The following is a 25,893-nucleotide window of genomic DNA, read 5'->3' as shown; positions in this document are numbered from 1 at the left end:
AAATGACGATGCGCTGTCATCGTCACTTCTGACGACGACAGCTGACGACGTCAGCGATGCGGGCCGTCAATGACAGAGTCGCGCAGGACAAGCTCGCCGGAGAAGGTTTGCTGATATTTGAATTCACCGCCATCCAGCATGAAGATCAGGCGGCTGATGGTCTCTTTGATCATCTCCGTCACCGGAATGCGCACGCTAGAAAGCGACGGCACCATGTAGGGCGCGATAGCCACATCGTCAAACCCCATCACCGATACCGCCTCCGGCGTGGCCACGCCGCTGTCGTGAAGCTGCTTCATGGCACCAATCGCCATATCGTCATTGCTCGCCACCAGCGCCGTGAAGCGTTCCCCGCGGGACAGCAGCGCGGTAACGGCCGCCGCGCCGCTGGCGGGGTTCCACTTTCCTTCGGCGATCAGCGCATCACGCGGCGCAATACCGTGCTGCGTCAGCGCGTCTTTGTAGCCGGAGAGACGTTCGACGCCGGTTGGGGAATCCAGCGAACCGGTGATAAACGCAATGTCACGGTGTCCCTTCTCAATCAGCTGCGAGACCGCCTCCTGACAGGAGGCCTTATGATCTGACCAGACGCTGTGGCTGCTGTTTTTCCGCAGGCGGCGGTTGAGCACCATAATGGGCTGTTCGCATTTGTCGACGATGTCATCCATCTCCTCCACGCTCAGGAAGCGCGGGTAAATAATCACGGCGTCGCAGCGCATATCGAGCAGATACTGGATCGCCTCGCGTTCTTCATCGGCGCTGTGCTTGCCGTCCGCGAGAATCAGCTGCCGACCCTTCTCTTCCGTCATGCGGGCGGCGTGAAACAGCAGCTCGCTAAAATAGACGCCGTGGTAGAGGGTATTCGTTACCACCAGCCCCAGCGTCTGGGTGCGCTTAGTGGCCAGGTTACGCGCCAGCAGGTTCGGGCGATACCCGCTCTCTTCAATGGCCTGAAATACTCGGTCTTTCGTCTCCTGGCTGACGTAGCCGTTCCCCGACAGCACCCGGGATACCGTCGCTTTCGAAACGCCAGCTCGCTTTGCCACTTCCAGCATCGTGGTCATGTTGTTATTCCGTATGAAACTGATGGGCGCAGTGTACTGCACCGCAGAAAAATTGTCGCAGCGGCGATCTCACGCTTTTTCTACCGACAGGTGATCGTCATCACGAAACGAAAAAATGCACAAAAAGCGATCTTGTTTGATTCATAAAAACTCATGATGATTATGTGGAACCGGTTTCCTACATTTCTCACAACGATAACAGGATCACATCCGATGGCCAAAAATTATGCCGCGCTGGCGAATGACGTTGTCAGCGCGCTTGGCGGAAAAGACAACATCGTCGCCGTCACCCACTGCATGACGCGTCTGCGTTTCGTTCTGAAAGACGAAAGCCTCACCGACGCTGCGCGCCTGAAAAGCATCAGCGGCGTACTCGGCGTCGTGCGCAACGACAACCAGTGCCAGGTGATTATCGGCAATACCGTTTCTCAGGCCTACCGCGAGGTGGTGAGCCTGCTGCCTACGAACCTGCAGCCTGCCGAACCGGCTGGCACGCAAAAAATGACGTTGCGTCGGATTGGGGCCGGGATCCTCGACGCGCTGATCGGCACCATGTCCCCGCTGATCCCGGCGATCATCGGCGGTTCAATGGTCAAGCTGCTGGCGATGATCCTTGAGATGACCGGAGTGCTGCCAAAAGGCGCGCCGACGCTCACCATTCTGACGGTCATTGGCGACGGCGCGTTCTTCTTCCTGCCGCTGATGGTGGCGGCCTCGGCGGCGGTGAAATTCAAAACCAACATGTCGCTGGCGATAGCCATTGCGGGCGTGCTGGTGCACCCAAGCTTTATCGAGCTGATGGCGAAAGCCGCGCAGGGTGAACACGTTGAGTTCGCCTTTATTCCGGTCACGGCGGTGAAATACACCTATACGGTGATCCCGGCGCTGGTGATGACCTGGTGCCTGTCGTACATCGAACGCTGGGTCGATCGCATTACCCCGGCGGTGACCAAAAACTTCCTTAAACCGATGCTGATCGTGCTGATTGCCGCCCCGCTCGCCATCGTGCTGATTGGGCCGCTCGGGATCTGGATCGGTAGCGCCATCTCCGCACTGGTGTACACCATTCATGGTTATCTGGGCTGGCTCTCCGTCGCCATTATGGGGGCGCTGTGGCCGCTGCTGGTGATGACCGGGATGCACCGCGTGTTTACGCCGACTATCATTCAGACCATTGCTGAAACGGGTAAGGAAGGCATGGTGATGCCGTCGGAGATCGGCGCCAACCTGTCGCTTGGCGGTTCTTCACTGGCGGTGGCGTGGAAAACGAAAAACCCTGAACTGCGCCAGACGGCGCTGGCGGCGGCGGCCTCTGCCATTATGGCGGGTATCTCAGAACCGGCCCTGTACGGCGTGGCGGTACGTCTGAAGCGCCCGCTGATTGCGAGCCTGATCAGCGGCTTTATCTGCGGCGCGATTGCCGGTATGGCAGGCCTTGCCAGCCACTCAATGGCGGCGCCGGGGCTGTTCACCAGCGTGCAGTTCTTCGACCCGGCCAATCCGATGACCATCGTCTGGGTGTTTGGCGTAATGGGGCTGGCGGTGGTGCTGTCGTTTGTTCTGACCCTGATATTAGGCTTTGAAGATATCCCGGTCGAAGACGACGCCGAAAAAGCGCGCGCCCTGCAGACCGCACCGGTTCAGGCCAAAGCAGCACAAGTATAAATTGAGAGCGAGGTAAGCATGTCTGTTTTTCCACAAGGATTTTTATGGGGCGGCGCGCTTGCCGCCAACCAGAGTGAAGGCGCCTACCGTGAAGGCGGCAAAGGACTGACGACGGTCGATATGATCCCCCACGGCGCAAATCGCCTGGCGGTGAAGGTCGGTAAGGAAAAACGTTTTTCGCTGCGTGACGACGAGTTCTACCCAAGCCACGAGGCGATTGATTTTTACCATCGCTATAAAGAAGACATCGCCCTGATGGCAGAGATGGGCTTCACGGTGTTCCGCACCTCGATTGCCTGGAGCCGCCTCTACCCGAACGGCGATGAGCCGCTGCCGAATAAAGACGGCATTGCCTTCTACCGCGCGGTGTTTGAAGAGTGCAAAAAGTACAATATCGAACCGCTGGTCACCCTGTGCCACTTCGACGTCCCCATGCACCTGGTGACGGAGTACGGCTCCTGGCGCAACCGCAGGATGGTCGATTTCTTTGCCCGCTATGCCCGTACCTGCTTTGAAGAATTTAACGGTCTGGTGAAATACTGGCTGACCTTCAACGAAATCAACATCATGCTGCACAGCCCGTTCTCCGGCGCGGGGCTGGTATTCGAGGAAGGCGAAAACGAAGATCAGGTGAAGTACCAGGCCGCTCACCACGAGCTGGTGGCAAGCGCGCTGGCCACTAAAATCGCCCACGACGTGAACCCGGAAAACCAGGTCGGCTGCATGCTGGCGGGCGGCAACTTCTATCCGTACTCCTGCAAACCGGAAGACGTGTGGATGGCGCTGGAGAAAGACCGCGAGAACCTGTTCTTTATCGACGTACAGGCGCGCGGCAGCTATCCGGCCTACTCTGCGCGCGTATTCCGCGAAAAAGGGGTGGTGATTGTTAAAGACCCTGGCGATGACGACCTGCTGAAAAACACCGTCGATTTCGTTTCGTTCAGCTACTACGCCTCGCGCTGCGCGTCGGCAGACATGAACGCGGGCAACACCAGCGCAGCGAACATCGTGAAATCCCTGCGTAACCCGCACATTCAGGTGAGCGAGTGGGGCTGGGGCATCGATCCGCTGGGCCTGCGCATCACCATGAACATGATGTACGACCGCTACCAGAAGCCGCTGTTCCTGGTTGAAAACGGCCTCGGTGCGAAGGACGAAATTGACGCCAACGGCGAGATCAACGACGACTACCGCATCAGCTACCTGCGCGAGCATATCCGCGCCATGGGCGATGCCATCGAGGACGGCGTACCGCTGATGGGCTACACCACCTGGGGCTGCATTGATCTGGTGGCGGCGTCAACCGGCGAGATGAGCAAGCGCTATGGGTTCGTCTACGTTGATCGCGACGATGCCGGGAACGGCACTCTGGACAGGAAGCGTAAGAAATCGTTCTGGTGGTATAAGAAGGTGATTGCGAGCAACGGGGCGGATCTCGAGTAGCCGGTACGTCTCCCTAACCCTCTCCCCATAAGGGAGAGGGGAAAACACACCCTCTCACTAAGACGTGAGAGGGTCAAAACCCCCGTTGCCCATCCATCCTGCAAGCCGTGAATAGACCACGTCCACCGCCTCTTTCACCGGCGGCGTCATAGGGTAATAAAACCCAACAATGTCCGGCTGAATGCCCAAAAACAGCACTTCCCCCACGTCATCCTTGATCTGATCCACGAGGTAATTCAGCGGCATATTGTGGGTAGTCATCATAAACATCTCGGCGATGTCGTCCGGGTCAATCAGGCGGATCTCGCCGGGATCAAGCCCCATATCGGTGGCATCAACAATCAGCAACCTGTCCGGGTGCAATTCCCGAATCGCCACCACGTCGTTTTCCGGCGCGCTACCGCCGTCGATAACCACCCAGTTGCCCGGCGGGTTTGCGGCGCACAACTCCGCCAGAAGCGGGCCTGCCCCATCGTCGCCCATCATGCTGTTGCCCACACACAGTAAAACGTCAGTCACGTAATCTCCTCACCATCAGGTAGATGGCGCTCTCCTGGTGAATATCGTGCAGCATGCTGAGCAGCGTTTTGCTCCACGCCTGCTGCTCCGGAGTTTGCCTATTGAGCGCGGCATCGAACGCGTTGGCGAGCAGCGAAATGTGGTTGGCGTCGATAACAATCTCACCGTATTTCGGCACCCCCTCCATTTTGCGCCGTGCGGTACTGCCCTCTTCCAGCGTGGCAATCCACGCCAGATAAGCGGGCCACGGACAGCTCAGCGCCGCTTCCAGACAGTCGATCACGCCGAGGTGATGCCCAATCGCCAGGCTGTAATAGACCACCTGCTGCGCCGCATCCGGCGTGGCATCGTTCTCATCAATAAACTTACGGCTCAGCTGGCTGAACACCACCGTTTCACTCATCGGATACGCGCCTCATCCACCACCTGATTCAGGTTCGCCACAATCTCATTAAGACGCGGGTCGTTTTCCGCCTCCAGCCAGCGCGCCACCTGATGTTCACCCTGGCTCAGCAGGCGCAGATAATCGTCGGCAATTTGCCGGCCATAGCGGTATCCCGCCAGCTTGCGCGCCGTGCGGTCAACCTTCACGCGCAGCGGCTGCACCATATCCGGGTGCAGGATGACGGCGGGCTCGCTGTCGAGCGCGCCGGGTTCACGCGCGTGGATTTTCTGTTCCAGCAGGCCCAGCGCCATCGCAAAACCGTACAGCGTCGCGGCAGGCGTTGGCGGGCAACCCGGAATATAAACATCCACTGGCACGATTTTGTCGGTTCCGCCCCATACGCAGTAGAGATCGTGGAAGATGCCGCCGCTGTTGCCGCAGGCTCCGTAAGAAATACAGATTTTTGGGTCGGGTGCGGACTGCCAGGCACGCAGCGCGGGGGAGCGCATGGCGCGGGTGACGGCACCGGTAAACAGCAGAATGTCGGCATGACGCGGCGACGGTACCACTTTTATGCCGAAACGTTCGGCGTCAAACAGCGGTGAAAGGGTCGCGAAAATCTCGATTTCACAGCCGTTGCAGCCGCCACAGTCTACGCGGTACACGTAGGCCGAGCGTTTGATTTTTTTTAGCAGCGACGCCTTCATGCTGGCGATGGATTCGTCCACCGTCATCGGCACCGGAATGCCGTTATCGTCGCGTGGGCCAAGTAAGTTGTCCATCAGCTGGCCTCTCTCATATGGCGGGTAATATCAATGCGATCGGACGGCAGCAGGCATTTTTGACGCTTGCAGTCCGGGCAGGTTTCAAAGCTGTCGCGATGATGTTCCGCACGGGCGTCACCGTTGTGCTTGAGCAGCGCAATGGCGTAATCAATCTCTTTTTGCACGGCAAACGGGCGTTTGCAGACCCGACACTGGCACAGGGCAAAACGGGACTGCTGCAGAAAGTCCTCTTTCTTCCATACCGCCAGCTCGTACTCCTGGGAGAGCCGAATGGCAACCGTCGGGCAGACCTCTTCGCAGCGGCCGCAGAAGATGCAGCGCCCGAGGTTAAACTGCCAGGCCAGCTCGCCGGTTTTGAGATCCGTTTCCACCGTCAGCGCATTCGACGGACAGGCGTTGACGCAGGCCGCACAGCCGATGCACTGCTGCGGGTTGTGCTCCGGCTTGCCGCGAAAGTTTTTATCGACCGGCATCGGCTCCAGCGGATAGCGGCTGGTGGGCGTGCCGGTTTTGATCACTTTTTTGATAAAGGTAAACATGGCGAGTCCTTATTTCAGCGGCGAGTTCTTACGCTCGATGCTGTAGCGCTCAAGCTCTTTGTACGGCACCACCTGGCTTTTCTTCTTGCGAACGTCCACGACGGTCATGCGGTCGGTGCAGGAGTAGCACGGGTCGAGGCTGCCGATGATCAGCGGGGCGTCAGAGACGGTGTTGCCGCGCAGCATATAGCGCAGGGTTGGCCAGTTGGCGTAAGTGGCCGCACGGCAGCGCCAGCGGTAGAGCTTCTGGTTGTCACCGGTCATGCTCCAGTGGATATCGTCCCCGCGCGGCGCTTCGGCAAAGCCGAGGGCGAAGCGGTTCGGAATGTAGGTGAAGCCCTCCACCATCAGCGGGCCGCCCGGCAGGTTGTCCAGACCGTAGTCGATCATATTCAGCGCGGTGAACACCTCGTTGATGCGCACCTTGAGACGAGAAATCACGTCGCAGCCCTGCTCGCTGTGCACGGTCATCGGCAGCAGGCCGTAGCCGACGAACGGGTGATCGGCGCGGGTATCGCGGGCGTGGCCGCTGGCGCGCACCATCGGGCCGACATTGCTGAAGTCGCGGGCAATTTGCGGGTCAAGACGGCCGATGCCTACGGTGCGCTGCTCGATGTTTGGCGTGCTGAGCAGCATGTCCACCAGCTCCTGCACGTCGCGGCGCATCTGCTGGGCAAGCTGACGGGTCTGGATCATGTCGTCTTTCAGCAGGTCGCGGCGGATCCCGCCGATCAGGTTCAGGCCGTAAGTTTTACGCGCCCCGGTGAGGATCTCCGCCATCTTCATCGACGCTTCGCGCACGCGGAAGAACTGCATAAATCCGGAGTCAAAACCGACGAAGTGGCAGGCCAGGCCGAGGTTCAGCAGGTGCGAGTGCAGGCGTTCCACCTCCAGCAGAATGGCGCGGATCATCTGCGCGCGCTCGGGCACCACAATCCCCATGCCGTTCTCCACCGAGGTGGTATAGGCGGTACTGTGGGCAAAACCGCAGATGCCGCACACGCGGTCAGAGAGGAACGTCACTTCGTTGTAGCCCATGCGGGTTTCCGCCAGCTTTTCCATGCCGCGATGGACGTAGAACAGGCGGTAGTCGGCGTCGATAATGTTTTCGCCGTCAACGAACAGGCGGAAGTGGCCCGGTTCGTCGGAGGTGACGTGCAGCGGGCCGATCGGCACCACGTTGTTCTTCTTGCTGCCCAGCTCGTTAATGAATTCGTAGGTTTCGCTGTCGGTGGTCGGTGCCGGGCGCTGACGGTAGTCCATGCTGTCTTTGCGCAGCGGGTAGAGTTCATCCGGCCAGTCGTCCGGCAGCACCAGACGGCGCTCGTCCGGCAGGCCGACCGGCACCAGGCCGTACATGTCGCGCACTTCGCGTTCGCCCCAGACGGCGGCGGGCACGCGCGGCGTGACTGACGGGTATTCCGGCTTATTCGGATCGACTTCGACGCGCACGGTGAGCCAGCACTTCTCGCCCTGCTCCATCGACATCACATAGTACACGGCGTAATTGCCGCACAGCTGGCGCTCGTCGTTACCGAACAGCACCGACAGCCAGCCGCCCTGCTGGTAGTAGAGAAACTCCACCACTTCCGGCAGATAGTTCACCTTTACGGTGACGGTTATCTGGTCTTTGGTTTGCCAGGACTCCTCCAGCACCACGCCGGGGAAAGCCTGATGCAACGCGGCGAGATACTGCTGACCTTTCTTTTCTTCAGACATAAAAACTCTCTTTAATCACGCCACCAGCAAGGAGACGAACGCTAAAAATGCAAAACCAAAACCGGCCCAGGTGATGCGCGACGTTTCCACAAAACGCAGACGCGCCATGCTGTTTTCAAACAGGGCAATCACCAGCACGCCAACCAGCAGCTTGAGGGCGGCAACCAACACGGCCAGCACCAGACCGCCTGCGGAGAAGTGCGTCATCTGCCCCCACGGGAAAAAGACGCCGACAAACATCTGCAGTACCACCAGCTGTTTGAGGCTGATGCCCCACTTCAGTACCGCAAAGCCGTAGCCGCTGTACTCGGTCAACGGTCCTTCCTGTAATTCCTGCTCGGCTTCCGCAAGGTCGAACGGCAGTTTGCCCATCTCGATAAACGTGGCAAACGCGCAGGCACACAGCGCCAGCACCAGCGGAATGGAGCGGGCAACCGGCCAGTGGTAAACGGTGTGGGTGATAAAGCTGATATGGGTTGAGCCCGCGACCTGCGCGGCAACCCACAGTCCGAGCAGCAGGATGGGCTCAACCAGCACGCCCAGCATCGCTTCGCGGCTGGCGCCGATGCCGGTAAACGGGCTTCCGGTGTCCAGACCCGCAATGGCAAAGAAGAAGCGGGCAATGGCGAAGAGGTAAATCAGCGTAATCAGATCCCCGAGCGCCGGCAGCGGCGAACCCACCGTCACCACCGGCAGCGCGGTGGCGATGGTCAGCATCACGCCCACCATCACAAACGGCGTCAGGCGGAAGACCCAGCCGGCGGCGTCCGGTGCCACGCTCTGACGAGAAAGCAGTTTGAAGAGATCGCGGTACTCCTGAAGCACGCCAGGCCCGCGACGGTTGTGCATCCGGGCACGCGCCACGCGGCTCACCCCGGAGAGCAGCGGCGCAGCGGCGAACAGCACCAGCGCCTGAAGTATTGCCAGTAACAGACTCATGTCAGGCTCCTCGTGAAAACACAATCACTACCAGCACCGCCAGCTCGATGACCGCAAGACGGCGGAACAGCGCGGGCGCGGCGGCGCTCTGCCATCCCGGCACCCACGCCACCGGGTTCAGCCAGTGGCGCAGCTTCAGCACGGCGGCAAAGTTCTCTTTCACCGGCATGGCGAAACCGTGGGCGGTGATGACCATCGACTGTTCATGCTCGTAGCCGCAGGCCCACGCCGCACCGCGCGAGCGGGAGGTGAGCCGGTCGCGTTTGAAGAACAGCATCAGGATGAGCGGCAGCAGCGGTGCGCCAATCAGCAGCAGCGCGATCATGGGCTGAGAGACGGTGGTATTCGCGACGGTCAGCGGCAGCGGAATAGCGCTTCCCAGCAGCGGCAGCAGCCACGGTGCGGCCACGCCGCCCGCGATGCAGCACAGCGCCAGCGCAACCACGCTCACACCCATCAACACCGGTGCACAGCAGGCATTTTCAGCTTCGCGGGTGCGCGGCGCGCCGAGGAAGGTGACGCCGTAGACTTTCGCCATACACATCACCGCCAGCGCCCCGGTAATCGCCAGCCCGACCGCCAGCAGCGGCCCCAGCAGACGGGCGATAAACGCGTCGCTCTGGCCGAGCGCGAAGAAGGACTGATAGATCACCCACTCCCCGGCAAAACCGTTCAGCGGCGGCAGCGCGGCCATCGCCATCAGCCCGACCAGCATCGCCAGTGAAATCACCGGCATCTTTTTGCCAATCCCGCCGAGCTTTTCAATATCCCGATGGCCGGTGCGGAACCAGACGCTTCCCGCGCCCAGGAACAGGGTACTTTTAAACAGGCTGTGGTTGACGAGGTGATAGAGACCGCCGATAAAACCGGCGGCAATCAGCGCCGGTTGATTCAGCGCCAGCCCGGTCACGCCCGCGCCAATACCGAGCAGAATGATGCCGATATTTTCCAGCGTGTGATACGCCAGAAGACGCTGGATATTGTGCTCCATCAGCGCGTACAGGCCGCCGACGAACGCGGTAATCATTCCGGCGACCAGCAGCACGACGCCCCACCACAGCGGTGGTTGTCCGCCGGTCAGCGTAATCGCCAGAATCCCGAACAGACCCACTTTCATGACCACCACAGAAAACAGCGCGGCGGCGGGCGCGGAGGCATTTGCATGCGCCTGCGGCACCCAGCCGTGCAGCGGGATGATTCCGGCGAGCAGGCCAAAGCCGATCACGCTCAGCAGCCAGACATCATTCCCCAGGGGATGGCCGTTGAGCGCAGCGAAGTCCAGCGTGCCGAAGCGTTGCCACACCAGCCAGCAGGCCAGCGCCAGCAGCAGCGTCCCGAGGCGTCCCAGCGCAAACCAGAGCTTGCCAGAGGCGCTGCATCCGGTAAGGAATACGCCGCAAAGCGCCATGATCTCCGCCATCACCACCAGCGCCCCGAGGTTGCTGGCAATCACGGCACATACCGCCGTCGCCATCAGCATATTGACCAGCAGACCGTTGGCTTTGGCGTGTTGATGACGGTGCCAGTCAATATTAAACAGGCTGATAAACAGCCCGCACAGGCCAAAGGTCACCAGCCAGATGGCATTCAGCGGGGTGATCTCAACGGTGTGGCGGACAAGCGGTATCACCGCGTTAGCGGCGTGTCCGCGAAGCAATACCGTGCCGCCCGCCGCCAGCGTCATCAGACTACCGAGCGCCCCGCCAATTCCGGCGATCCAGCCGCTCAGGGTTTTATGAAAAGCGCAGAGCCACGCCAAAATCGCAGCGGCGACAAAATACGCCACCGCGCTGTTAATCAGAGTGATTGCGTTCATTTCGCCCCCTCATTAAGCGCCTGCAGAAGCGACAGATCGCCAAAATCGCTGTTGATGGTCAGCTCGCGCTTACGCTTGCTGGTGCGGGCGATATCGCGAATGTTGACCAGAATCAGCGCCTTGGTTGGACAGGTGCGTACGCAGGCCGGGCCTTGCTCATCAAAGCTGCACAGGTCGCACTTCACGGCCACCGCGCGCACGCCCGGCACCCAGTCGAGCAGCGAGCTTACGCGTGCCGGTGCAGGAGGGGCTGAGGGGGCTTTCGGGGTATTGGCGTTCGCCGGAATATGCAGCGGACGGCTGCCGGAAAACTCAATGGCGCCAAACGGGCAGGCAATGCCGCACAGCTTGCAGCTTACGCACAGGCTTTCGTTCAGCTGTACGGCGCCATCGATGCGGGTGATGGCGTTAACAGGGCAGACGCCTGCGCACGGCGCGTCTTCACAGTGGTGGCAGAGCTGCGGGGCAGACTCTTTTTCATTACGCATGACGCGCAGGCGCGGCATGGACTGCAGCCCGTGCAGGCGGTGCGTTTCCGAACACGCCGCTTCACAGGTTCGACAGCCAATACAGACCGTCGAATCGGCAATTACAAAACGGTTCACCGGGTCATCCTCGGGTGATGGTCATTTTTGACGAAAAACTGTCTTTTCGACACTTCTCGACACGTGGTTGTCAGGCAACGTTTGCAGACGCATTTCTGTCCAACAGCTGTTTCAGGTTCACCGGCAGATCGTGCTCAACGGCGGCGTACAGACCGTTATAAACAGGCGCAATTTTTTCCAGATAATGCTCCAGCACCTGCTGGCGATCGCGGTTGCTGACGTGCCCATCAACCATGCCGTCGGCCATCAGCTGCGCCTGCGCAATACGTTGTTTTTCGCCTTCTTTTGTCTCGACGTAATACTCGATGGTATGGCTGTTGAAGGTATCCGCCAGGGTGACGAAAATCGTGAAGTGGCCGAAGAGAACGAAACGCATATCCCCCTGCGCCGCACAGCTCATGGCGTGATGAAGACGGGCTTTCGACAACGTAATGCCCTGAACCAGAGAGTTGCAGTAGTGGTGCCACTGATCCTGTAGCTGCTGATGACGCTGCGCGATGTAGTCCGCTTTTTCGCTGATTTCCCAAATAGTCATAAAAGGTATCCGGTTAATGGAGATAGCGGCTGTTAAGCAGATTTCATGCCAATTTTTAACACGCTGAATTAATTGATTTTTATAGTGAAGTACACTGTCAATACGCGGGTGTCGACGTGTCATTTCGACAGCGTTGACATCGTCACGCCTTAACAAAAATCAAGCTGGCATTGTTATTGCATTGAAGGGGCAATTCATTGAGGAGACGTCATGCACGAAATCACCCTCTGCCAGCGGGCTTTGGAACTCATCGAACAGCAGGCAGTGCAGAACCATGCAAAACGCGTAACCGGCGTCTGGCTAAAGGTCGGCGCATTTTCCTGCGTCGAGACCAGCGCCCTCACCTTTTGTTTTGAGCTGGTGTGTCGCGGCACGCTGGCGGAAGGCTGTGAACTTCATATTGAAGAGCAGCGGGCAGAGTGCTGGTGCGAACAGTGCCAGGCGTACGTCACCCTGCTTTCATCGAAGGTTCAGCGCTGCCCGCAGTGCCAGAGCGCCGGGGTGCGCATCGTGGCGGATGACGGCATGCAGATCCAACGCCTCGAAATCGAGAAGGAGTAAAGTATGTGCAGTACCTGCGGTTGCGCTGAAGGCAACCTGTATATAGAAGGAGATGAACACCGTCCTCACTCCGCGTTTCGCTCCGCGCCCTTTTCACCCGCGCCCCGCCCTGCAGCGGCGCTGACCGGCGTCAGCTTCGCGCCGCAGCGATCGGATGCAGGCGATCTGCATTACGGCCACGGCGCAGCGGGGGCACACGCGCCGGGGATCGGCCAGCGACAGATGCTGGAGGTCGAAATCAACGTGCTGGATAAAAATAATCGGCTTGCCGCCCGCAACCGCGCACGCTTTGCGACCCGCAAACAGCTGGTGCTGAATTTGGTTTCCAGCCCCGGCTCTGGCAAAACCACGTTGTTGACGGAAACGCTGAAACGTCTGAATGGCCGCGTCTCCTGTGCGGTGATCGAAGGCGATCAGCAAACGGTGAACGATGCGGCGCGGATCCGCGAAACCGGCACCCCGGCTATTCAGGTGAATACCGGCAAAGGCTGCCATCTGGATGCGCAGATGATTGCCGATGCCGCTCCGCGCCTGCCGCTGGCGGATAACGGCATTCTGTTTATTGAGAACGTGGGCAACCTGGTCTGCCCGGCCAGCTTTGACCTCGGTGAACGGCATAAGGTGGCCGTGCTCTCGGTGACCGAAGGGGAAGACAAGCCGCTGAAGTATCCGCATATGTTTGCCGCCGCCTCGCTGATGCTGCTCAATAAGGTCGATCTGCTGCCGTATCTAAACTTCGACGTCGACAAATGCCTGGCCTACGCCCGCGAAGTCAACCCGGAGATTGCGATCCTGCAGGTGTCCGCCACGCGCGGCGACGGCATGGAAAGCTGGTTGAGCTGGCTGGAGAGCGAACGATGTGCATAGGCGTCCCCGCACAAATTCATTCCATCGACGGGAATCAGGCCAAAGTGGAGGTCTGCGGCATTCTGCGCGATGTCGACCTGACGCTGGTCGGCAGCACGGATGAAGCCGGTGCCTCGCGCCTGGGCCAGTGGGTGCTGGTACACGTGGGCTTTGCCATGAGCGTGATTAACGAAGCTGAAGCCCGCGACACGCTGGATGCCCTGCAAAACATGTTCGACGTGGAGCCTGACGTGGGCGCTCTGCTGTACGGCGAGGAGCGGTAAATGATGCGTTACGTCGATGAATATCGTGCCCCTGAACAGGTGATGCAGCTTATCGATCGTCTGAAAGCGCGGGCAACGCTGCTGGACTACACGGCGCAAAAACCGCTGCGGATCATGGAAGTGTGCGGCGGGCATACGCACGCCATCTTCAAATTTGGCCTCGACCAGCTGCTGCCGGGTAACATCGAGTTTATCCATGGCCCCGGCTGCCCGGTCTGCGTTCTGCCGATGGGCCGCATCGACAGCTGTATCGAGATCGCCAGCCACCCGGACGTCATTTTCTGTACCTTTGGCGATGCGATGCGCGTGCTGGGGAAAACGGGCTCGCTGTTGCAGGCCAAAGCCCGCGGCGCGGACGTCCGGATCCTTTACTCGCCGATGGACGCCCTGAAGCTGGCGACGGACAACCCTACCCGTAAGGTCGTCTTTTTCGGGCTGGGATTTGAAACCACCATGCCCGCCACGGCCGTCACGCTACAGCAGGCTAAAGCCCGCAACATCGATAACTTTTTCTTTTTCTGCCAACACATTACGCTCATCCCAACGTTACGCAGCCTGCTGGACGAGCCGGACAACGGCATTGACGCGTTCCTGGCACCGGGGCACGTCAGCATGGTGATTGGTACCGAAGCCTACGGGTTTATCGCCAGTGACTACCATCGGCCCTTAGTGGTGGCTGGTTTCGAACCTCTTGATCTACTGCAAGGCGTAACCATGCTGGTTGAGCAGAAAATAGCAGGCCTGAGCGCGGTGGAAAATCAGTACCGCCGCGTGGTGCCAGACATCGGTAATCTTTATGCCCAGCAGGCTATCGCCGACGTGTTTAGCGTAGAGGGCGATAGCGAATGGCGCGGCCTGGGGTTGATTGCCGAATCCGGCGTGCGGCTCACGCCAGACTATCGTTCATTCGACGCCGAAACGCATTTCCGCCCGCAGCCGCAGCAGGTGTGTGACGATCCCCGCGCCCGCTGCGGCGACGTGCTCACCGGAAAATGTAAACCTCATCATTGCCCGTTATTTGGCAACACCTGTAACCCGCAAACGGCGTTTGGCGCGCTGATGGTCTCCTCTGAAGGAGCGTGCGCCGCGTGGTATCAGTATCGCAATCAGGAGAGTGAAGTATGAACAGGGTCGACATGGCGCACGGCAGCGGCGGACAGGCGATGCAACAGCTGATTACTCAGCTGTTTGTGGAAGCCTTTAACAACCCCTGGCTGGCCGAGCAGGAGGACCAGGCGCGTATCGATCTCTCCACGCTGACTGCCCAAGGGGACAGGCTGGCCTTTTCCACCGACAGCTATGTCATTGACCCGCTGTTCTTCCCGGGCGGAGATATCGGCAAGCTGGCCGTTTGCGGTACGGCAAACGATGTGGCCGTCAGCGGCGCGATTCCCCGGTATCTCTCCTGCGGCTTTATCCTGGAAGAGGGGTTACCGATGGAGACGCTTGCCGCCGTGGTCAGCAGCATGGCCCTGACCTCGCGCGAGGCGGGTATTGCTATCGTCACCGGCGATACCAAAGTAGTACAGCGCGGTGCAGCCGATAAACTGTTTATCAATACCGCAGGAATGGGGGCTATCCCTGCCGACATTCACTGGGGTGCTCAACGGCTTGCGGTAGGCGATGTGTTGTTGGTTAGCGGCACGCTGGGCTGCCACGGGGCGACCATTCTGAACCTGCGCGAAGGGCTGGGGCTGGACGGAGAACTGTGCAGCGACTGCGCTGTCCTGACGCCGCTAATCCAGACGCTGCGCACCCTGCCCGGCGTCAAGGCCCTGCGCGATGCAACCCGCGGCGGCGTGAATGCCGTCGTGCATGAATTCGCGGCACGCTGCGGCTACGGTATTGAACTGACCGAGCGCGGTCTACCGGTCAAACCCGCCGTTCGCGGACTTTGCGAGCTATTGGGTCTCGATCCGCTAAACTTTGCTAACGAAGGCAAACTGGTGATCGGCGTTGAACGCGCGGCCGCCGAATCCGTTCTGGAACAGCTCCGCGCCCATCCCTTAGGGAAAGAGGCCGCCATTATCGGTGAAGTGGTTGAGCGCAAAGGGGTGCGTCTCACCGGGCTTTACGGCGTGAAACGCACGCTGGATCTGCCGCATGCCGAACCCTTACCCCGTATTTGCTAGAACCGCGACAAAAGCGGTCAGCACTGAATTTTATTTGCCCGTTTCTACTGGAAAGCAATGATGCCGTATACACCGATGAGCAATCTTGGACAGCAGGGTCTGTTTGACATCACGCGTACCCTCTTACAGCAGCCCGATCTCGGCTCGCTGAGCGATGCCCTGACGCGGCTGGTCAGGCAGTCCGCGCTGGCGGACAGCGCCGCGATTGTGCTGTGGCATAGCGGAACCCACCGGGCGAGCTATTACTCAACGCGTGATAACGGCAAAGTCTTCGAGTATGAAGATGAAACCTGTCTGGCGCATGGTCCGGTACGCCGTATTCTCTCTCGCCCGGAGGCGCTGCACTGTCGCTTTGATGAGTTCTGCCAGGCCTGGCCGATGCTGGCAGAGAGCAACCTCTATCAGCCCTTCGGCCATTACTGCATGCTGCCGCTAGCGGCGGAAGGTCATATTTTTGGCGGCTGCGAGTTTATCCGCACCCAGGATCGGTCCTGGACGGAGGCGGAATATGAACGTCTCCACACCTTTACCCAGATTGTGGGCGTCGTGGCGGAACAGATCCAAAGCCGCGTCACCAATAATATTGATTACGACCTGCTGAGCCGTGAGCGCGATAACTTCCGCATTCTGGTCGCCATCACGAATGCCGTGCTCTCGCGCCTCGACATGGACGAACTGGTCAGCGAAGTCTCGAAAGAGATCCATCACTATTTCAAAATCGATGCCATCAGCATTGCGCTGCGCGGGAACCGTAAGGGCAAGCTAAATATCTACTCCACGCATTATCTCGACGAGGCTAACCCGGCCCATGAGCAGAGCGAAGTAGACGAAGCGGGCACCCTTTCCGAGCGGGTGTTTAAAAGTAAAGAGATCCTGCTGCTCAATATTAACGAGCAGGATCCGGTGGCGCCGTACGAGCGAATGTTGTTCAACACCTGGGGCAACAAAATTCAAACGCTGTGCCTGCTGCCGCTGATGTCGGGCAACACCATGCTGGGCGTGCTTAAGCTGGCGCAGTGCGATGAGGGCGTATTCACGACCGCCAACCTGAAGCTGCTGCGCCAGATTGCCGAGCGCATCTCCATTGCGCTGGATAACGCGCTGGCCTACCAGGAGATCCAACGCCTGAAAGAGCGGCTGGTGGATGAAAACCTGGCCCTCACCGAACAGCTTAACAACGTGGATAGCGAGTTTGGCGAAATCATCGGGCGCAGCGACGCTATGTACAGCGTGCTCAAGCAGGTTGAGATGGTAGCGCAAAGCGACAGCACGGTGCTTATTTTGGGTGAAACCGGCACCGGCAAAGAGCTCATTGCCCGAGCAATCCACAATTTGAGCAACCGCAACAGCCGCCGCATGGTGAAGATGAACTGCGCCGCCATGCCCGCTGGCCTGCTTGAGAGCGATCTCTTCGGCCACGAGCGCGGCGCCTTTACCGGCGCAAGCAGTCAGCGTATTGGCCGCTTTGAGCTGGCGGATAAGAGTTCGCTGTTCCTTGACGAAGTGGGCGATATGCCGCTGGAGCTTCAGCCTAAACTGCTGCGTGTGCTACAGGAGCAGGAGTTTGAGCGTCTCGGCAGCAACAAATTGATCCAGACCGACGTCCGGCTGATCGCCGCCACCAACCGCGACCTGAAAAAAATGGTCGCCGACCGCGAATTTCGTAGCGATCTCTATTACCGCCTGAACGTGTTCCCGATCTGTCTGCCGCCGCTGCGCGAGCGCCCTGAAGATATCCCCCTGCTGGTAAAAGCGTTTACCGCCAAAATTGCGCGCCGGATGGGGCGAAACATCGACAGTATCCCCGCTGAGACATTACGCACGCTCTCTTCCATGGAGTGGCCGGGCAACGTGCGCGAGCTGGAAAACGTGATTGAGCGTGCGGTGCTGTTGACGCGCGGCAGCGTGCTGCAGTTGTCGCTGCCGGAAGTCTCTCTGCCTGAGGTATCAATGGCGGCGGCAGAAGTGGCGCAGGATGGGGAGGACGAGTATCAGCTCATTATGCGGGTGCTTAAAGAAACTAACGGCGTGGTCGCCGGGCCTAAAGGTGCAGCGCAGCGCCTGGGGCTGAAACGGACCACGCTGCTGTCGCGCATGAAGCGGCTTGGGATTGATAAAGAAAGCCTGGTGTAATCTGTCTTGCCGGGCGGCGCTTCCCGACGCCGCCCTTTGTCACGCTGCGAAATTGTCCCTCATTGACACAATATATTTTCCTCTGTATAAAATTCCGCCTTAATAATGAGTTTCATTTGCATCAAAAATACAATTAATAAAGGGTAGCGTTTAATGAAAAAGGTCATCTGCGCGTTGAGCCTGGCGATTACGTCGGTCAGTTCTGCTCTGGCAACCACATATCCTCTGACCATTGAGAACTGCGGTTATGAAGAGACATTTACCAAAGCGCCGGAACGCGTAGTGGCCCTTGGTCAGAACACCGTCGAAATTTTGCTCCTGCTGGGCCTGGAAGATAACGTAAAGGCCAGCGCATTCTGGCCGACCAAGGTCCTGCCGCAGCTGGCTGAACAAAATGCAAAAATCAAAACGCTGACGGTAGAAATCCCGACCCTTGAGTCTATCCTTTCGCAGAACCCTGATTTTGTTCCTGCCCAGCTTCCCCTGCTGCTGGGGCCTGAAAGTAAGGTCGCGAAGCGCGAAGACCTGGCGACGGTCGGGGTAAACAGCTATTTATCGCCGGGAATGTGCGCCACCAAAAAAGCCGCAGGCGACATGTACGGCAGCCGTCAGAAACTGTGGGATATGACGTATCTGTATAAAGAAATTGAAGATTTCGCCAAAATCTTCAACGTAGAAGCACGCGGCCAGGCCGTTATCGCCGATTTCAAAAAACGTGAGGCTGACCTGCGCCAGACGTTCGGTAAAAACAAAAAAGACCTCTCCTTCGTCTTCTGGTTCTCCAGCGCATCCCCTTCTGCTGATGCGTACGTTGGCGGTAAAAATAGCGCCTCTGGATTTATCGCCAGCGTGCTTGGCGGCCATAACGCCATTACCTCCGAAACCGAATGGCCGACCGTCGGCTGGGAAAGCATCATTGCCGCTAACCCGGATGTGATTGTGGTTTCGAGCCTGGATCGTAACCGCTGGGCGCTGGATAACGCAGAAGAAAAAATCAAATTCCTGAAGCGCGATCCGGCGGTCAGCCAGCTGGACGCGGTGAAAAAAGGCCACATTGTGGTGATGGATGGTCAGGCGATGAACCCGACAATTCGCACCCTTTACGGCGCTGAACAGGTCGGCGAACAGCTCAGAAAACTGGGGCTGAACTGATGACGGCAGTTGTTCTTCAGGCCCGGCAGGGCCTGCTCCTGACCACCTCGTCTTTGCTCGCCATCGTGTTGCTATTTCTGGTGATTGCCCTTGGCGTCAGCGTGGGCGAGCTGTCGATCCCGCTGCAAACCGTCTTTTACGCCATCAGTAATAAAATGGGGCTCACCGAGGTACCGCTTAACCGTATCTACGAAAGCGTGATTTGGGACTTCCGCCTGAGCCGCGCGCTCGTCGCAGCATGCTGCGGAGCCGGGCTGGCAATTTGCGGTGCCGTATTGCAAAGCCTGTTGAAAAACGCGCTGGCAGAACCCTACGTGCTGGGCGTCTCTGCGGGGGCATCAACGGGGGCCGTTTCCGTCGTCGTCCTGGGCATCGGCACCGGCGCGGTATCGCTGTCTGCCGGGGCGTTTGCCGGGGCATTTACTGCCTTTGCCTTTGTCGCCTTGCTGACTAACGGCGCGCGTGGCGGCAATGAACGTACCATTCTGGCGGGTGTCGCCGCCTCGCAACTGTTTAACGCCATTACGGCCTACACCATCAGCACCTCTGCCAGCGCGCAGCAGGCGCGTGACGTGATGTTCTGGCTATTGGGCAGCTTTAGCGGCGTGCGGTGGCCTGAGTTCCAGCTTGTGCTGGTGGTCGTGCTGGCTGGACTTGCCGTGTGCTTATATTATTCCCGGGCGCTGGATGCCTTTACGTTTGGCGATGATGCCGCCGCGTCGCTGGGCATTTCCGTGCCCCGGGTACGCCTTGCGTTGTTTATCACTACCGCACTGATTACGGCGACCATTGTCAGTATGGCGGGCTCCATCGGCTTTGTGGGACTGGTGGTACCGCACGTCATGCGCTTCTTCTTTGGCCCTCTGCATCGGACGTTGCTGATTGCCAGCGCGCTGGCAGGCGCGATCCTGATGGTGCTGGCGGATATCGCATCACGCCTGCTGATCGCCCCGCAAAGCCTGCCCGTCGGCGTGGTGACCGCGCTGGTTGGCGTGCCTTTCTTTGCCGTGATTATCTACCGCTCAAGGAATAAGTGATGAGTATCAGCGCTGAAAATATTACCTGGAAGGTAGGCAAAAAAGTCATCGTCAATGACGTATCGCTAACAGTTTCTCGCAGCGAAACGGTAGGGCTGCTTGGCCCTAACGGCTGCGGTAAATCCTCGCTTCTACGCATTCTCGCGGGCCTGCGTCGTCCGAATGCCGGAAGCGTGACGCTGGACGGGGAAGACATTTCTCGCATTGCCAAAAAGCAGCTTGCCCGGCGGGTGGCGTTCGTTGAACAGCACGGCATGACCGACGCCAATATGCGCGTTCGCGATGTGGTCAAGCTCGGGCGAATTCCACACCACTCTCCGTTTTCCAACTGGAGCTCGCATGATGACGAGACCGTTACCGCCGCGCTGCAAAGAGTGGACATGCTGGAAAAGCGTGAGCAAGGCTGGCTGAGTTTATCCGGCGGTGAGCGTCAGCGAGTCCATATCGCTCGCGCACTGGCGCAAACGCCAACGGAAATCCTGCTGGATGAACCGACAAACCACCTGGACATTCACCACCAGATGCAGTTGATGCACCTGATCAGCGAGCTCCCGGTGACCAGCATCGTGGCCATCCACGATCTCAACCATGCGTCAATGTTCTGTGATTCACTGATTGTGATGCAGAAAGGGAAAATTGTCGCCACGGGAACGCCGCAGGACATTTTAACCGAGGAGCTTCTCTGGGACGTCTTCCGGGTGAAGACCAAAATCGAGATCTCCCGTTATCATGGCAAAAAACATATTCATTTTATTGTTTAGAGGCGCGTAAAGGTGATGGCGCTACGCCCTGTTGTAACGCTGTGGCCGCCCGTTTTACTGGGCAGCCAGTTTGTTTTTAATATTGGCTTCTATGCCGTTGTTCCCTTCCTGGCGATATTTCTGCGCGACGATATGCTGCTATCCGGCGGGCTTATCGGCCTGGTGCTGGGGCTGCGCACCTTTTCGCAGCAGGGAATGTTTATCGTCGGCGGTGCGCTGTCAGACAGGTTTGGCGCGAAGAGGGTCATTCTTAGCGGCTGCGTTGTGCGCGTTGCGGGATATCTGCTGCTGGCTTTCGGGCAATCGCTGTGGCCCATCATTCTGGGCGCGTGCCTGACGGGAATTGGCGGGGCGCTGTTCTCGCCGTCTATCGAAGCGCTGCTGGCAAAAGCGGGCACCCAAAGCGAAGCCAGCGGAAAGCGCAGCCGCGCGGAGTGGTTTGCGCTCTTCGCCGTTTGCGGCGAGCTCGGCGCGGTGCTGGGTCCCGTAGCGGGAGCGCTGCTGACGGGGCTTGGCTTTCGTCAGGTGGCGCTGGCAGGTGCTGGCGTGTTTATCGTCGCGTTGGTTGTACTGTTCTTTTGCCTTCCGGCAGCACGCCACAGTAAACGCTCGCTCAAAATCCTGCCCTGGTGGACCACCTTTCGCCAGCCGCGCTTTGTCGCTTTTATTATTGCCTACAGCTCGTGGCTTCTGAGCTATAACCAGCTCTATCTGGCACTGCCGGTGGAAATCCAGCGTTCGGGGGGTAAAGAGAGCGATCTCGGCCCGCTTTTTATGCTGGCCTCCGTGCTTATCATTACCCTTCAGCTGCCGCTTGCGCGTTTTGCCCGCCGCGTGGGCGCGGTTAACATCTTACCGGTGGGTTTTTTGCTGCTCTCCGCCGCGTTTGCGAGCGTGGCGATGTTCGCATCAACGCCACCTCCGCAAGGCTGGCTGCGGTTAATGCCTTCGGTGTGTCTTGTGACGCTTTTAACGTTGGGGCAAATGCTGCTGGTGCCGTCGGCGAAAGATCTCATCCCGCATTTTGCCGAGGAGTCGACGCTTGGCGCGCATTATGGCGCACTCGCCACGGCCGGAGGGATCGCGGTGCTGGCAGGCAATTTAGCGTTCGGCAGTCTGCTGGATCGCGCGCTTGTACCTTCAACGCAGGCAATTTATCCCTGGCTACTGCTGGCCGTTTTCCCGTTATGCAGTGCGGTTGCGCTGAGCGTCATTTGTCAACCGCTCAGGCGTTGAGCGGCTACTTTTTCGGACGACATTTTTCCGGCAATTCAGGTACCGGACGGCGATCGTCAAGCAGATGACGAAGCGTTAGGATTGGGTGGCGCCATAACATCCGCGGCCCTGCCCAGCGCATCACCTGCTTCATCTCTTCACGCCTGGCCGGCTGATAGCAGTGCACCGGACACTGTTTGCAGGCCGGTTTTTCCTCCCCAAAGACACACTTATCCAGCCGCTTGTCGGCGTAAGCATTAAGCGCCTGATAATGTCCCTGTGCCTTTAAGGCCTGCGGACACTGCTTTTCATACAGCGCGATCATTTTTGCGATCGTCTCTTTTTCTCGGGAAATACGTTTACCGGACATGCTCGCTCACCCACTAATAACGTGCATTTATGATACTCCTTCGAATATCGAATTTCAGTCGTTGCATTCTGTTTTCTGAAGACATCTTCCAGTATTTAGCCGACGCCCGCTGATTTTTACTGGTATTTTATACAGGCATTAGAACCATCGATTGTCTAAATTTCCAGGAGGCCGTATGCAAGAAACGTCGATCGCCAAACCCTATCGTCACTTGACGGTGGGCTATTTTAGAAAACGCCATGAAGACCGTAAAACCAAAATACCTAAGCGTTACAGCGTACATCCCGCCCTTAGCCTGAAAGGTGACTGGCTTGGACAAGCCGGGTTTACTACGCATTCTCAGGTTCGTGTGGGCGTCGAGCAGGGAAAAATCGTTATCGAATTAATGACGGAAGGCGTCTCGTAAAGTCGTGACATTTTACTGCGCCGCACCTTTTTTTCATGCGACAATAGAAGGAACTTACGGCCACAGAGCCGCTCAAAACGTCATATTATCAAAGAAATGGATATCATAACTCCATGAGCACAATCGACAATTTCGACGCGCATACGCCGATGATGCAGCAGTACCTGAAGCTGAAAGCACAGCATCCGGAGATCTTACTGTTTTACCGTATGGGTGATTTTTACGAGCTCTTTTATGACGATGCTAAGCGTGCGTCGCAACTGCTCGACATCTCTCTGACTAAACGTGGTGCATCGGCTGGCGAACCGATTCCCATGGCGGGCATCCCGCATCATGCGGTAGAAAACTACCTGGCAAAACTGGTGAATCAGGGGGAGTCTGTTGCCATCTGCGAGCAGATTGGCGATCCCGCCACCTCTAAAGGGCCGGTGGAACGTAAGGTCGTGCGCATCGTCACGCCGGGCACCATCAGCGACGAAGCCCTGCTGCAGGAGCGCCAGGATAACCTGCTGGCCGCATTGTGGCAGGATGGCAAAGGATTTGGCTACGCGACGCTGGATATCAGCTCCGGTCGTTTTCGCCTGAGTGAACCGGCTGACCGCGAAACCATGGCTGCAGAACTGCAGCGCACAAACCCGGCTGAATTGCTTTACGCAGAAGACTTCGCTGAAACGGCGCTTATCGAAGGCCGCCGTGGCCTGCGCCGTCGCCCGCTCTGGGAATTCGAAATTGATACTGCACGCCAGCAGCTGAATCTTCAATTTGGCACCCGCGATCTGATTGGATTTGGCGTGGAGAACGCCCCGCGTGGGCTGTGTGCCGCAGGCTGTCTGCTGCAGTATGTCAAAGATACTCAACGCACGGCCCTGCCGCATATCCGCTCCATCACGATGGAGCGTCAGCAGGATAGCATCATCATGGATGCAGCTACGCGGCGTAACCTTGAGATCACCCAAAACCTGGCGGGTGGCGTGGAAAATACCCTTGCCTCAGTCCTCGACAGCACGGTTACGCCGATGGGCAGCCGCATGCTCAAACGCTGGCTGCATATGCCTGTTCGCGATACGAATACGCTTGTCAGCCGCCAGCAGACTATAGCGGCATTGCAGGATCGCTATACCGAACTGCAGCCTGTTCTGCGTCAGGTGGGTGACCTGGAACGCATTCTTGCTCGCCTGGCGCTGCGCACGGCACGCCCACGCGATCTTGCGCGTATGCGCCATGCTTTCCAGCAGTTACCCGAGCTTCGCGCTCAGCTTGCTGATGTTGACAGCGCCCCGGTGCAAAAACTCCGTGAAACAATGGGCGAGTTTAGCGAGCTTCGTGAGCTGCTCGAGCGCGCAATCATCGATGCGCCTCCGGTTCTGGTGCGTGACGGCGGCGTAATTGCCCCCGGCTACAACGATGAGCTGGACGAATGGCGTGCGCTGGCGGACGGCGCAACGGACTACCTCGACAAGCTGGAAATCCGTGAGCGCGAGCGTCTGGGGCTGGATACGCTGAAAGTAGGCTATAACGCGGTTCACGGTTACTACATTCAGATCAGCCGCGGACAGAGCCACATGGCGCCGATTCACTACGTACGTCGCCAGACGTTGAAAAACGCCGAACGCTACATTATTCCTGAACTGAAAGAGTATGAGGACAAAGTTCTCACCTCGAAAGGGAAAGCCCTGGCGCTGGAAAAACAGCTGTATGAAGAGCTGTTCGACATACTGATGCCGCACCTTGGAGACCTGCAGTTAAGCGCCGGCGCGCTGGCTGAGCTGGATGTTCTGGTAAACCTGGCAGAACGTGCTGAAACGCTGAACTATACCTGCCCGACCTTTACCGACAAACCCGGCATTCGTATTACCGAAGGCCGCCATCCGGTGGTGGAGCAGGTGCTCAACGAGCCGTTCATCGCCAACCCGCTGAGCCTGTCACCGCAGAGAAGAATGCTGATCATTACCGGCCCGAACATGGGCGGTAAAAGTACCTATATGCGCCAGACCGCGCTAATTGCCCTGCTCGCGTACATCGGGAGCTACGTTCCTGCGCAAAAAGTCGAGATTGGCCCCATCGACCGTATCTTCACCCGCGTGGGGGCGGCGGACGATCTGGCAAGTGGACGTTCAACCTTCATGGTAGAGATGACCGAAACTGCCAATATTTTGCACAACGCGACGGAATATAGCCTGGTGCTGATGGACGAAGTCGGGCGCGGCACCTCAACCTATGACGGCTTGTCGCTGGCATGGGCCTGTGCTGAAAGTCTGGCGAATAAAATTAAGGCGATGACGCTGTTCGCAACCCACTATTTCGAACTGACTCAGCTGCCAGAAAAAATGGAAGGTGTAGCAAACGTGCATCTCGATGCGCTGGAGCACGGCGATACCATCGCTTTTATGCACACGGTTCAGGATGGCGCGGCGAGCAAAAGCTATGGGCTGGCCGTTGCGGCGCTGGCAGGCGTGCCAAAAGAGGTGATCAAGCGCGCGCGTCAGAAACTGCGCGAACTGGAGAGCCTGTCGCCGAATGCGGCGGCCACGCAGATTGATGGTACGCAGATGTCGCTGCTGGCTCCTGCGGAAGAGACATCCCCCGCTCTGGAAGCCCTTGAAAATCTTGACCCGGATTCACTCACGCCGCGCCAGGCGCTGGAGTGGGTTTATCGGTTGAAGAGTCTGGTGTAATTCTCTGTGATCTGATGCCCTCTCCCACAAGGAGAGGGCAAAAAAACCCAGAAGCGGCAACCTGTGTTGCCGTTTTGCCTATAACAACGGCGGAATGGTCGGCACCTGCGGCGCCTCGTCAATATCCTTCTGCGTCATGCGGAACGCTTCCGGATAGTGCTCGCGGCTGGTACGGCGCAGCGGCTCAGTGTCGCGCCAGGTATACAGACAGTGCTGGCACTGATGGACAGTCCAGACCCCTTTTACCGGTGACGTTGCCATCACTTCGATATGCTCATCGGCACAACGTGGACAGATCATAATTTCC

General features: G+C 58.4%; 26 protein-coding genes. 14 read left to right on the top strand and 12 right to left on the bottom strand.

All coding sequences use genetic code 11. From position 1 onward, the window contains the following. Positions 1–50 precede the first annotated feature (50 nt). The gene (locus V5P19_RS18885; RefSeq protein ID WP_334406371.1) at positions 51–1,064 is read right to left on the bottom strand and encodes a LacI family DNA-binding transcriptional regulator; all 1,014 of its coding nucleotides are present in this window, start codon (positions 1,062–1,064) and stop codon (positions 51–53) included. A gap of 213 nt (positions 1,065–1,277) precedes the next feature. Between V5P19_RS18885 and ascF the strand changes: the two genes are divergently transcribed. Both ascF and V5P19_RS18875 read left to right on the top strand, forming a co-directional pair. After that, entirely contained in the window at positions 1,278–2,729 is a 1,452-nt protein-coding gene (gene ascF / locus V5P19_RS18880) for a PTS cellobiose/arbutin/salicin transporter subunit IIBC (protein WP_334406368.1), read from the top strand. An 18-nt stretch (positions 2,730–2,747) separates the two neighbouring features. Next, a complete protein-coding gene (locus V5P19_RS18875) occupies positions 2,748–4,172 on the top strand; it encodes a 6-phospho-beta-glucosidase (RefSeq protein ID WP_334406366.1) in 1,425 nt (474 codons plus the stop codon). A 57-nt stretch (positions 4,173–4,229) separates the two neighbouring features. Here the strand turns inward: V5P19_RS18875 and hycI are convergent, their stop codons facing one another. From hycI to hycA, 9 genes are all read right to left on the bottom strand, one after another. Continuing rightward, positions 4,230–4,691, bottom strand: a complete 462-nt coding sequence (gene hycI, locus V5P19_RS18870; protein ID WP_334406363.1) for a hydrogenase maturation peptidase HycI — start codon at positions 4,689–4,691, stop codon at positions 4,230–4,232. After that, the gene (locus V5P19_RS18865) at positions 4,684–5,094 is read right to left on the bottom strand and encodes a formate hydrogenlyase maturation HycH family protein (protein ID WP_334406361.1); all 411 of its coding nucleotides are present in this window, start codon (positions 5,092–5,094) and stop codon (positions 4,684–4,686) included. The genes hycI and V5P19_RS18865 overlap by 8 nt, the downstream gene beginning before the upstream one ends. After that, positions 5,091–5,858: an NADH-quinone oxidoreductase subunit B family protein gene (locus tag V5P19_RS18860; protein WP_334406359.1), complete on the bottom strand. Its 768-nt coding sequence runs from the start codon at positions 5,856–5,858 to the stop codon at positions 5,091–5,093. The genes V5P19_RS18865 and V5P19_RS18860 overlap by 4 nt, the downstream gene beginning before the upstream one ends. Further along, positions 5,858–6,400: a formate hydrogenlyase complex iron-sulfur subunit gene (locus V5P19_RS18855; RefSeq protein WP_334406357.1), complete on the bottom strand. Its 543-nt coding sequence runs from the start codon at positions 6,398–6,400 to the stop codon at positions 5,858–5,860. Before V5P19_RS18855 ends, V5P19_RS18860 begins: the two co-directional genes overlap by 1 nt. A gap of 9 nt (positions 6,401–6,409) precedes the next feature. Continuing rightward, entirely contained in the window at positions 6,410–8,119 is a 1,710-nt protein-coding gene (gene hycE, locus V5P19_RS18850) for a formate hydrogenlyase subunit HycE (protein ID WP_334406355.1), read from the bottom strand. A 15-nt stretch (positions 8,120–8,134) separates the two neighbouring features. Continuing rightward, a complete protein-coding gene (locus V5P19_RS18845; RefSeq protein ID WP_334406353.1) occupies positions 8,135–9,058 on the bottom strand; it encodes a respiratory chain complex I subunit 1 family protein in 924 nt (307 codons plus the stop codon). Position 9,059: 1 nt separating this feature from the next. After that, positions 9,060–10,874 carry a formate hydrogenlyase subunit 3 gene (hycC, locus tag V5P19_RS18840; RefSeq protein WP_334406351.1) on the bottom strand — a complete coding sequence of 605 codons (1,815 nt, stop codon included), beginning with the start codon at positions 10,872–10,874 and terminating at the stop codon, positions 9,060–9,062. Continuing rightward, a complete protein-coding gene (locus tag V5P19_RS18835; RefSeq protein WP_334406349.1) occupies positions 10,871–11,479 on the bottom strand; it encodes a 4Fe-4S dicluster domain-containing protein in 609 nt (202 codons plus the stop codon). Before V5P19_RS18835 ends, hycC begins: the two co-directional genes overlap by 4 nt. Positions 11,480–11,549: 70 nt before the next feature. Beyond that, positions 11,550–12,014 carry a formate hydrogenlyase regulator HycA gene (gene hycA / locus V5P19_RS18830; protein WP_334406347.1) on the bottom strand — a complete coding sequence of 155 codons (465 nt, stop codon included), beginning with the start codon at positions 12,012–12,014 and terminating at the stop codon, positions 11,550–11,552. A gap of 210 nt (positions 12,015–12,224) precedes the next feature. On the opposite strand from hycA, the gene hypA reads away from it, so the two are divergent. From hypA to V5P19_RS18780, 10 genes are all read left to right on the top strand, one after another. Beyond that, positions 12,225–12,575, top strand: coding sequence for a hydrogenase maturation nickel metallochaperone HypA (gene hypA, locus V5P19_RS18825; RefSeq protein ID WP_334406345.1), 351 nt, complete (start codon positions 12,225–12,227; stop codon positions 12,573–12,575). Between the two features lie 3 nt (positions 12,576–12,578). Further along, positions 12,579–13,442 (top strand): hydrogenase nickel incorporation protein HypB, encoded by an 864-nt coding sequence (gene hypB, locus V5P19_RS18820; protein ID WP_334406343.1) that lies wholly within the window; start codon positions 12,579–12,581, stop codon positions 13,440–13,442. Continuing rightward, entirely contained in the window at positions 13,433–13,705 is a 273-nt protein-coding gene (locus V5P19_RS18815) for a HypC/HybG/HupF family hydrogenase formation chaperone (protein WP_334406342.1), read from the top strand. Before hypB ends, V5P19_RS18815 begins: the two co-directional genes overlap by 10 nt. Before the next feature lie 3 nt (positions 13,706–13,708). Further along, positions 13,709–14,830, top strand: a complete 1,122-nt coding sequence (gene hypD / locus V5P19_RS18810) for a hydrogenase formation protein HypD (RefSeq protein WP_334406424.1) — start codon at positions 13,709–13,711, stop codon at positions 14,828–14,830. Next, complete coding sequence (gene hypE / locus V5P19_RS18805; RefSeq protein ID WP_334406339.1) at positions 14,827–15,837, top strand: hydrogenase expression/formation protein HypE; 1,011 nt, start codon at positions 14,827–14,829, stop codon at positions 15,835–15,837. The genes hypD and hypE overlap by 4 nt, the downstream gene beginning before the upstream one ends. A 60-nt stretch (positions 15,838–15,897) precedes the next feature. Further along, positions 15,898–17,970: a formate hydrogenlyase transcriptional activator FlhA gene (gene flhA, locus V5P19_RS18800; protein WP_334406422.1), complete on the top strand. Its 2,073-nt coding sequence runs from the start codon at positions 15,898–15,900 to the stop codon at positions 17,968–17,970. Positions 17,971–18,123: 153 nt separating this feature from the next. Continuing rightward, the gene (locus tag V5P19_RS18795; protein WP_334406338.1) at positions 18,124–19,122 is read left to right on the top strand and encodes an ABC transporter substrate-binding protein; all 999 of its coding nucleotides are present in this window, start codon (positions 18,124–18,126) and stop codon (positions 19,120–19,122) included. Then, positions 19,122–20,159, top strand: coding sequence for an iron chelate uptake ABC transporter family permease subunit (locus V5P19_RS18790; RefSeq protein ID WP_334406336.1), 1,038 nt, complete (start codon positions 19,122–19,124; stop codon positions 20,157–20,159). Before V5P19_RS18795 ends, V5P19_RS18790 begins: the two co-directional genes overlap by 1 nt. After that, positions 20,159–20,920: an ABC transporter ATP-binding protein gene (locus tag V5P19_RS18785; RefSeq protein ID WP_334406333.1), complete on the top strand. Its 762-nt coding sequence runs from the start codon at positions 20,159–20,161 to the stop codon at positions 20,918–20,920. Before V5P19_RS18790 ends, V5P19_RS18785 begins: the two co-directional genes overlap by 1 nt. 15 nt (positions 20,921–20,935) lie before the next feature. Continuing rightward, the gene (locus V5P19_RS18780; RefSeq protein WP_334406420.1) at positions 20,936–22,156 is read left to right on the top strand and encodes an MFS transporter; all 1,221 of its coding nucleotides are present in this window, start codon (positions 20,936–20,938) and stop codon (positions 22,154–22,156) included. Positions 22,157–22,160: 4 nt separating this feature from the next. On the opposite strand, the gene V5P19_RS18775 is transcribed toward V5P19_RS18780, so the two are convergent. Next, on the bottom strand, positions 22,161–22,505 hold the full coding sequence (locus V5P19_RS18775; protein WP_334406330.1) for a nitrous oxide-stimulated promoter family protein: 345 nt from the start codon (positions 22,503–22,505) through the stop codon (positions 22,161–22,163). A 175-nt stretch (positions 22,506–22,680) separates the two neighbouring features. On the opposite strand from V5P19_RS18775, the gene V5P19_RS18770 reads away from it, so the two are divergent. Together V5P19_RS18770 and mutS are read left to right on the top strand one after the other, a co-directional pair. Continuing rightward, on the top strand, positions 22,681–22,911 hold the full coding sequence (locus V5P19_RS18770) for a SymE family type I addiction module toxin (protein WP_334406328.1): 231 nt from the start codon (positions 22,681–22,683) through the stop codon (positions 22,909–22,911). 113 nt (positions 22,912–23,024) lie between these two features. Continuing rightward, positions 23,025–25,586, top strand: a complete 2,562-nt coding sequence (gene mutS, locus V5P19_RS18765) for a DNA mismatch repair protein MutS (RefSeq protein ID WP_334406326.1) — start codon at positions 23,025–23,027, stop codon at positions 25,584–25,586. Between the two features lie 78 nt (positions 25,587–25,664). Here mutS and V5P19_RS18760 read toward each other — a convergent pair whose 3' ends face one another. Further along, on the bottom strand, positions 25,665–25,886 hold the full coding sequence (locus tag V5P19_RS18760) for a non-oxidative hydroxyarylic acid decarboxylases subunit D (RefSeq protein WP_237423609.1): 222 nt from the start codon (positions 25,884–25,886) through the stop codon (positions 25,665–25,667). Between the last annotated feature and the right edge of the window lie 7 nt (positions 25,887–25,893).

It is taken from the genome of Enterobacter sp. UNJFSC 003, from assembly GCF_036903355.1.
Lineage (GTDB): Bacteria > Pseudomonadota > Gammaproteobacteria > Enterobacterales > Enterobacteriaceae > Enterobacter.
Note: the sequence above shows the minus strand (reverse complement) of the source record. Positions and strands in the feature narration are given on the sequence as shown.

Bases quoted from the DNA above. Each gene is read 5' to 3' on its own strand.
- V5P19_RS18815 (WP_334406342.1), top strand. From the start codon at position 13,433: ATGTGCATAGGCGTCCCCGCACAAATTCATTCCATCGACGGGAATCAG.
- V5P19_RS18860 (WP_334406359.1), bottom strand. From the start codon at position 5,858: ATGGACAACTTACTTGGCCCACGCGACGATAACGGCATTCCGGTGCCG.
- hycE (WP_334406355.1), bottom strand. From the start codon at position 8,119: ATGTCTGAAGAAAAGAAAGGTCAGCAGTATCTCGCCGCGTTGCATCAG.
- hypD (WP_334406424.1), top strand. From the start codon at position 13,709: ATGCGTTACGTCGATGAATATCGTGCCCCTGAACAGGTGATGCAGCTT.
- hypB (WP_334406343.1), top strand. From the start codon at position 12,579: ATGTGCAGTACCTGCGGTTGCGCTGAAGGCAACCTGTATATAGAAGGA.
- hypA (WP_334406345.1), top strand. From the start codon at position 12,225: ATGCACGAAATCACCCTCTGCCAGCGGGCTTTGGAACTCATCGAACAG.
- V5P19_RS18760 (WP_237423609.1), bottom strand. From the start codon at position 25,886: ATGATCTGTCCACGTTGTGCCGATGAGCATATCGAAGTGATGGCAACG.
- V5P19_RS18785 (WP_334406333.1), top strand. From the start codon at position 20,159: ATGAGTATCAGCGCTGAAAATATTACCTGGAAGGTAGGCAAAAAAGTC.
- V5P19_RS18790 (WP_334406336.1), top strand. From the start codon at position 19,122: ATGACGGCAGTTGTTCTTCAGGCCCGGCAGGGCCTGCTCCTGACCACC.
- V5P19_RS18875 (WP_334406366.1), top strand. From the start codon at position 2,748: ATGTCTGTTTTTCCACAAGGATTTTTATGGGGCGGCGCGCTTGCCGCC.
- mutS (WP_334406326.1), top strand. From the start codon at position 23,025: ATGAGCACAATCGACAATTTCGACGCGCATACGCCGATGATGCAGCAG.
- V5P19_RS18885 (WP_334406371.1), bottom strand. From the start codon at position 1,064: ATGACCACGATGCTGGAAGTGGCAAAGCGAGCTGGCGTTTCGAAAGCG.
- V5P19_RS18770 (WP_334406328.1), top strand. From the start codon at position 22,681: ATGCAAGAAACGTCGATCGCCAAACCCTATCGTCACTTGACGGTGGGC.
- ascF (WP_334406368.1), top strand. From the start codon at position 1,278: ATGGCCAAAAATTATGCCGCGCTGGCGAATGACGTTGTCAGCGCGCTT.
- hycA (WP_334406347.1), bottom strand. From the start codon at position 12,014: ATGACTATTTGGGAAATCAGCGAAAAAGCGGACTACATCGCGCAGCGT.
- hycC (WP_334406351.1), bottom strand. From the start codon at position 10,874: ATGAACGCAATCACTCTGATTAACAGCGCGGTGGCGTATTTTGTCGCC.
- V5P19_RS18845 (WP_334406353.1), bottom strand. From the start codon at position 9,058: ATGAGTCTGTTACTGGCAATACTTCAGGCGCTGGTGCTGTTCGCCGCT.
- flhA (WP_334406422.1), top strand. From the start codon at position 15,898: ATGCCGTATACACCGATGAGCAATCTTGGACAGCAGGGTCTGTTTGAC.
- V5P19_RS18855 (WP_334406357.1), bottom strand. From the start codon at position 6,400: ATGTTTACCTTTATCAAAAAAGTGATCAAAACCGGCACGCCCACCAGC.
- V5P19_RS18780 (WP_334406420.1), top strand. From the start codon at position 20,936: ATGGCGCTACGCCCTGTTGTAACGCTGTGGCCGCCCGTTTTACTGGGC.
- V5P19_RS18795 (WP_334406338.1), top strand. From the start codon at position 18,124: ATGAAAAAGGTCATCTGCGCGTTGAGCCTGGCGATTACGTCGGTCAGT.
- V5P19_RS18775 (WP_334406330.1), bottom strand. From the start codon at position 22,505: ATGTCCGGTAAACGTATTTCCCGAGAAAAAGAGACGATCGCAAAAATG.
- V5P19_RS18865 (WP_334406361.1), bottom strand. From the start codon at position 5,094: ATGAGTGAAACGGTGGTGTTCAGCCAGCTGAGCCGTAAGTTTATTGAT.
- hypE (WP_334406339.1), top strand. From the start codon at position 14,827: ATGAACAGGGTCGACATGGCGCACGGCAGCGGCGGACAGGCGATGCAA.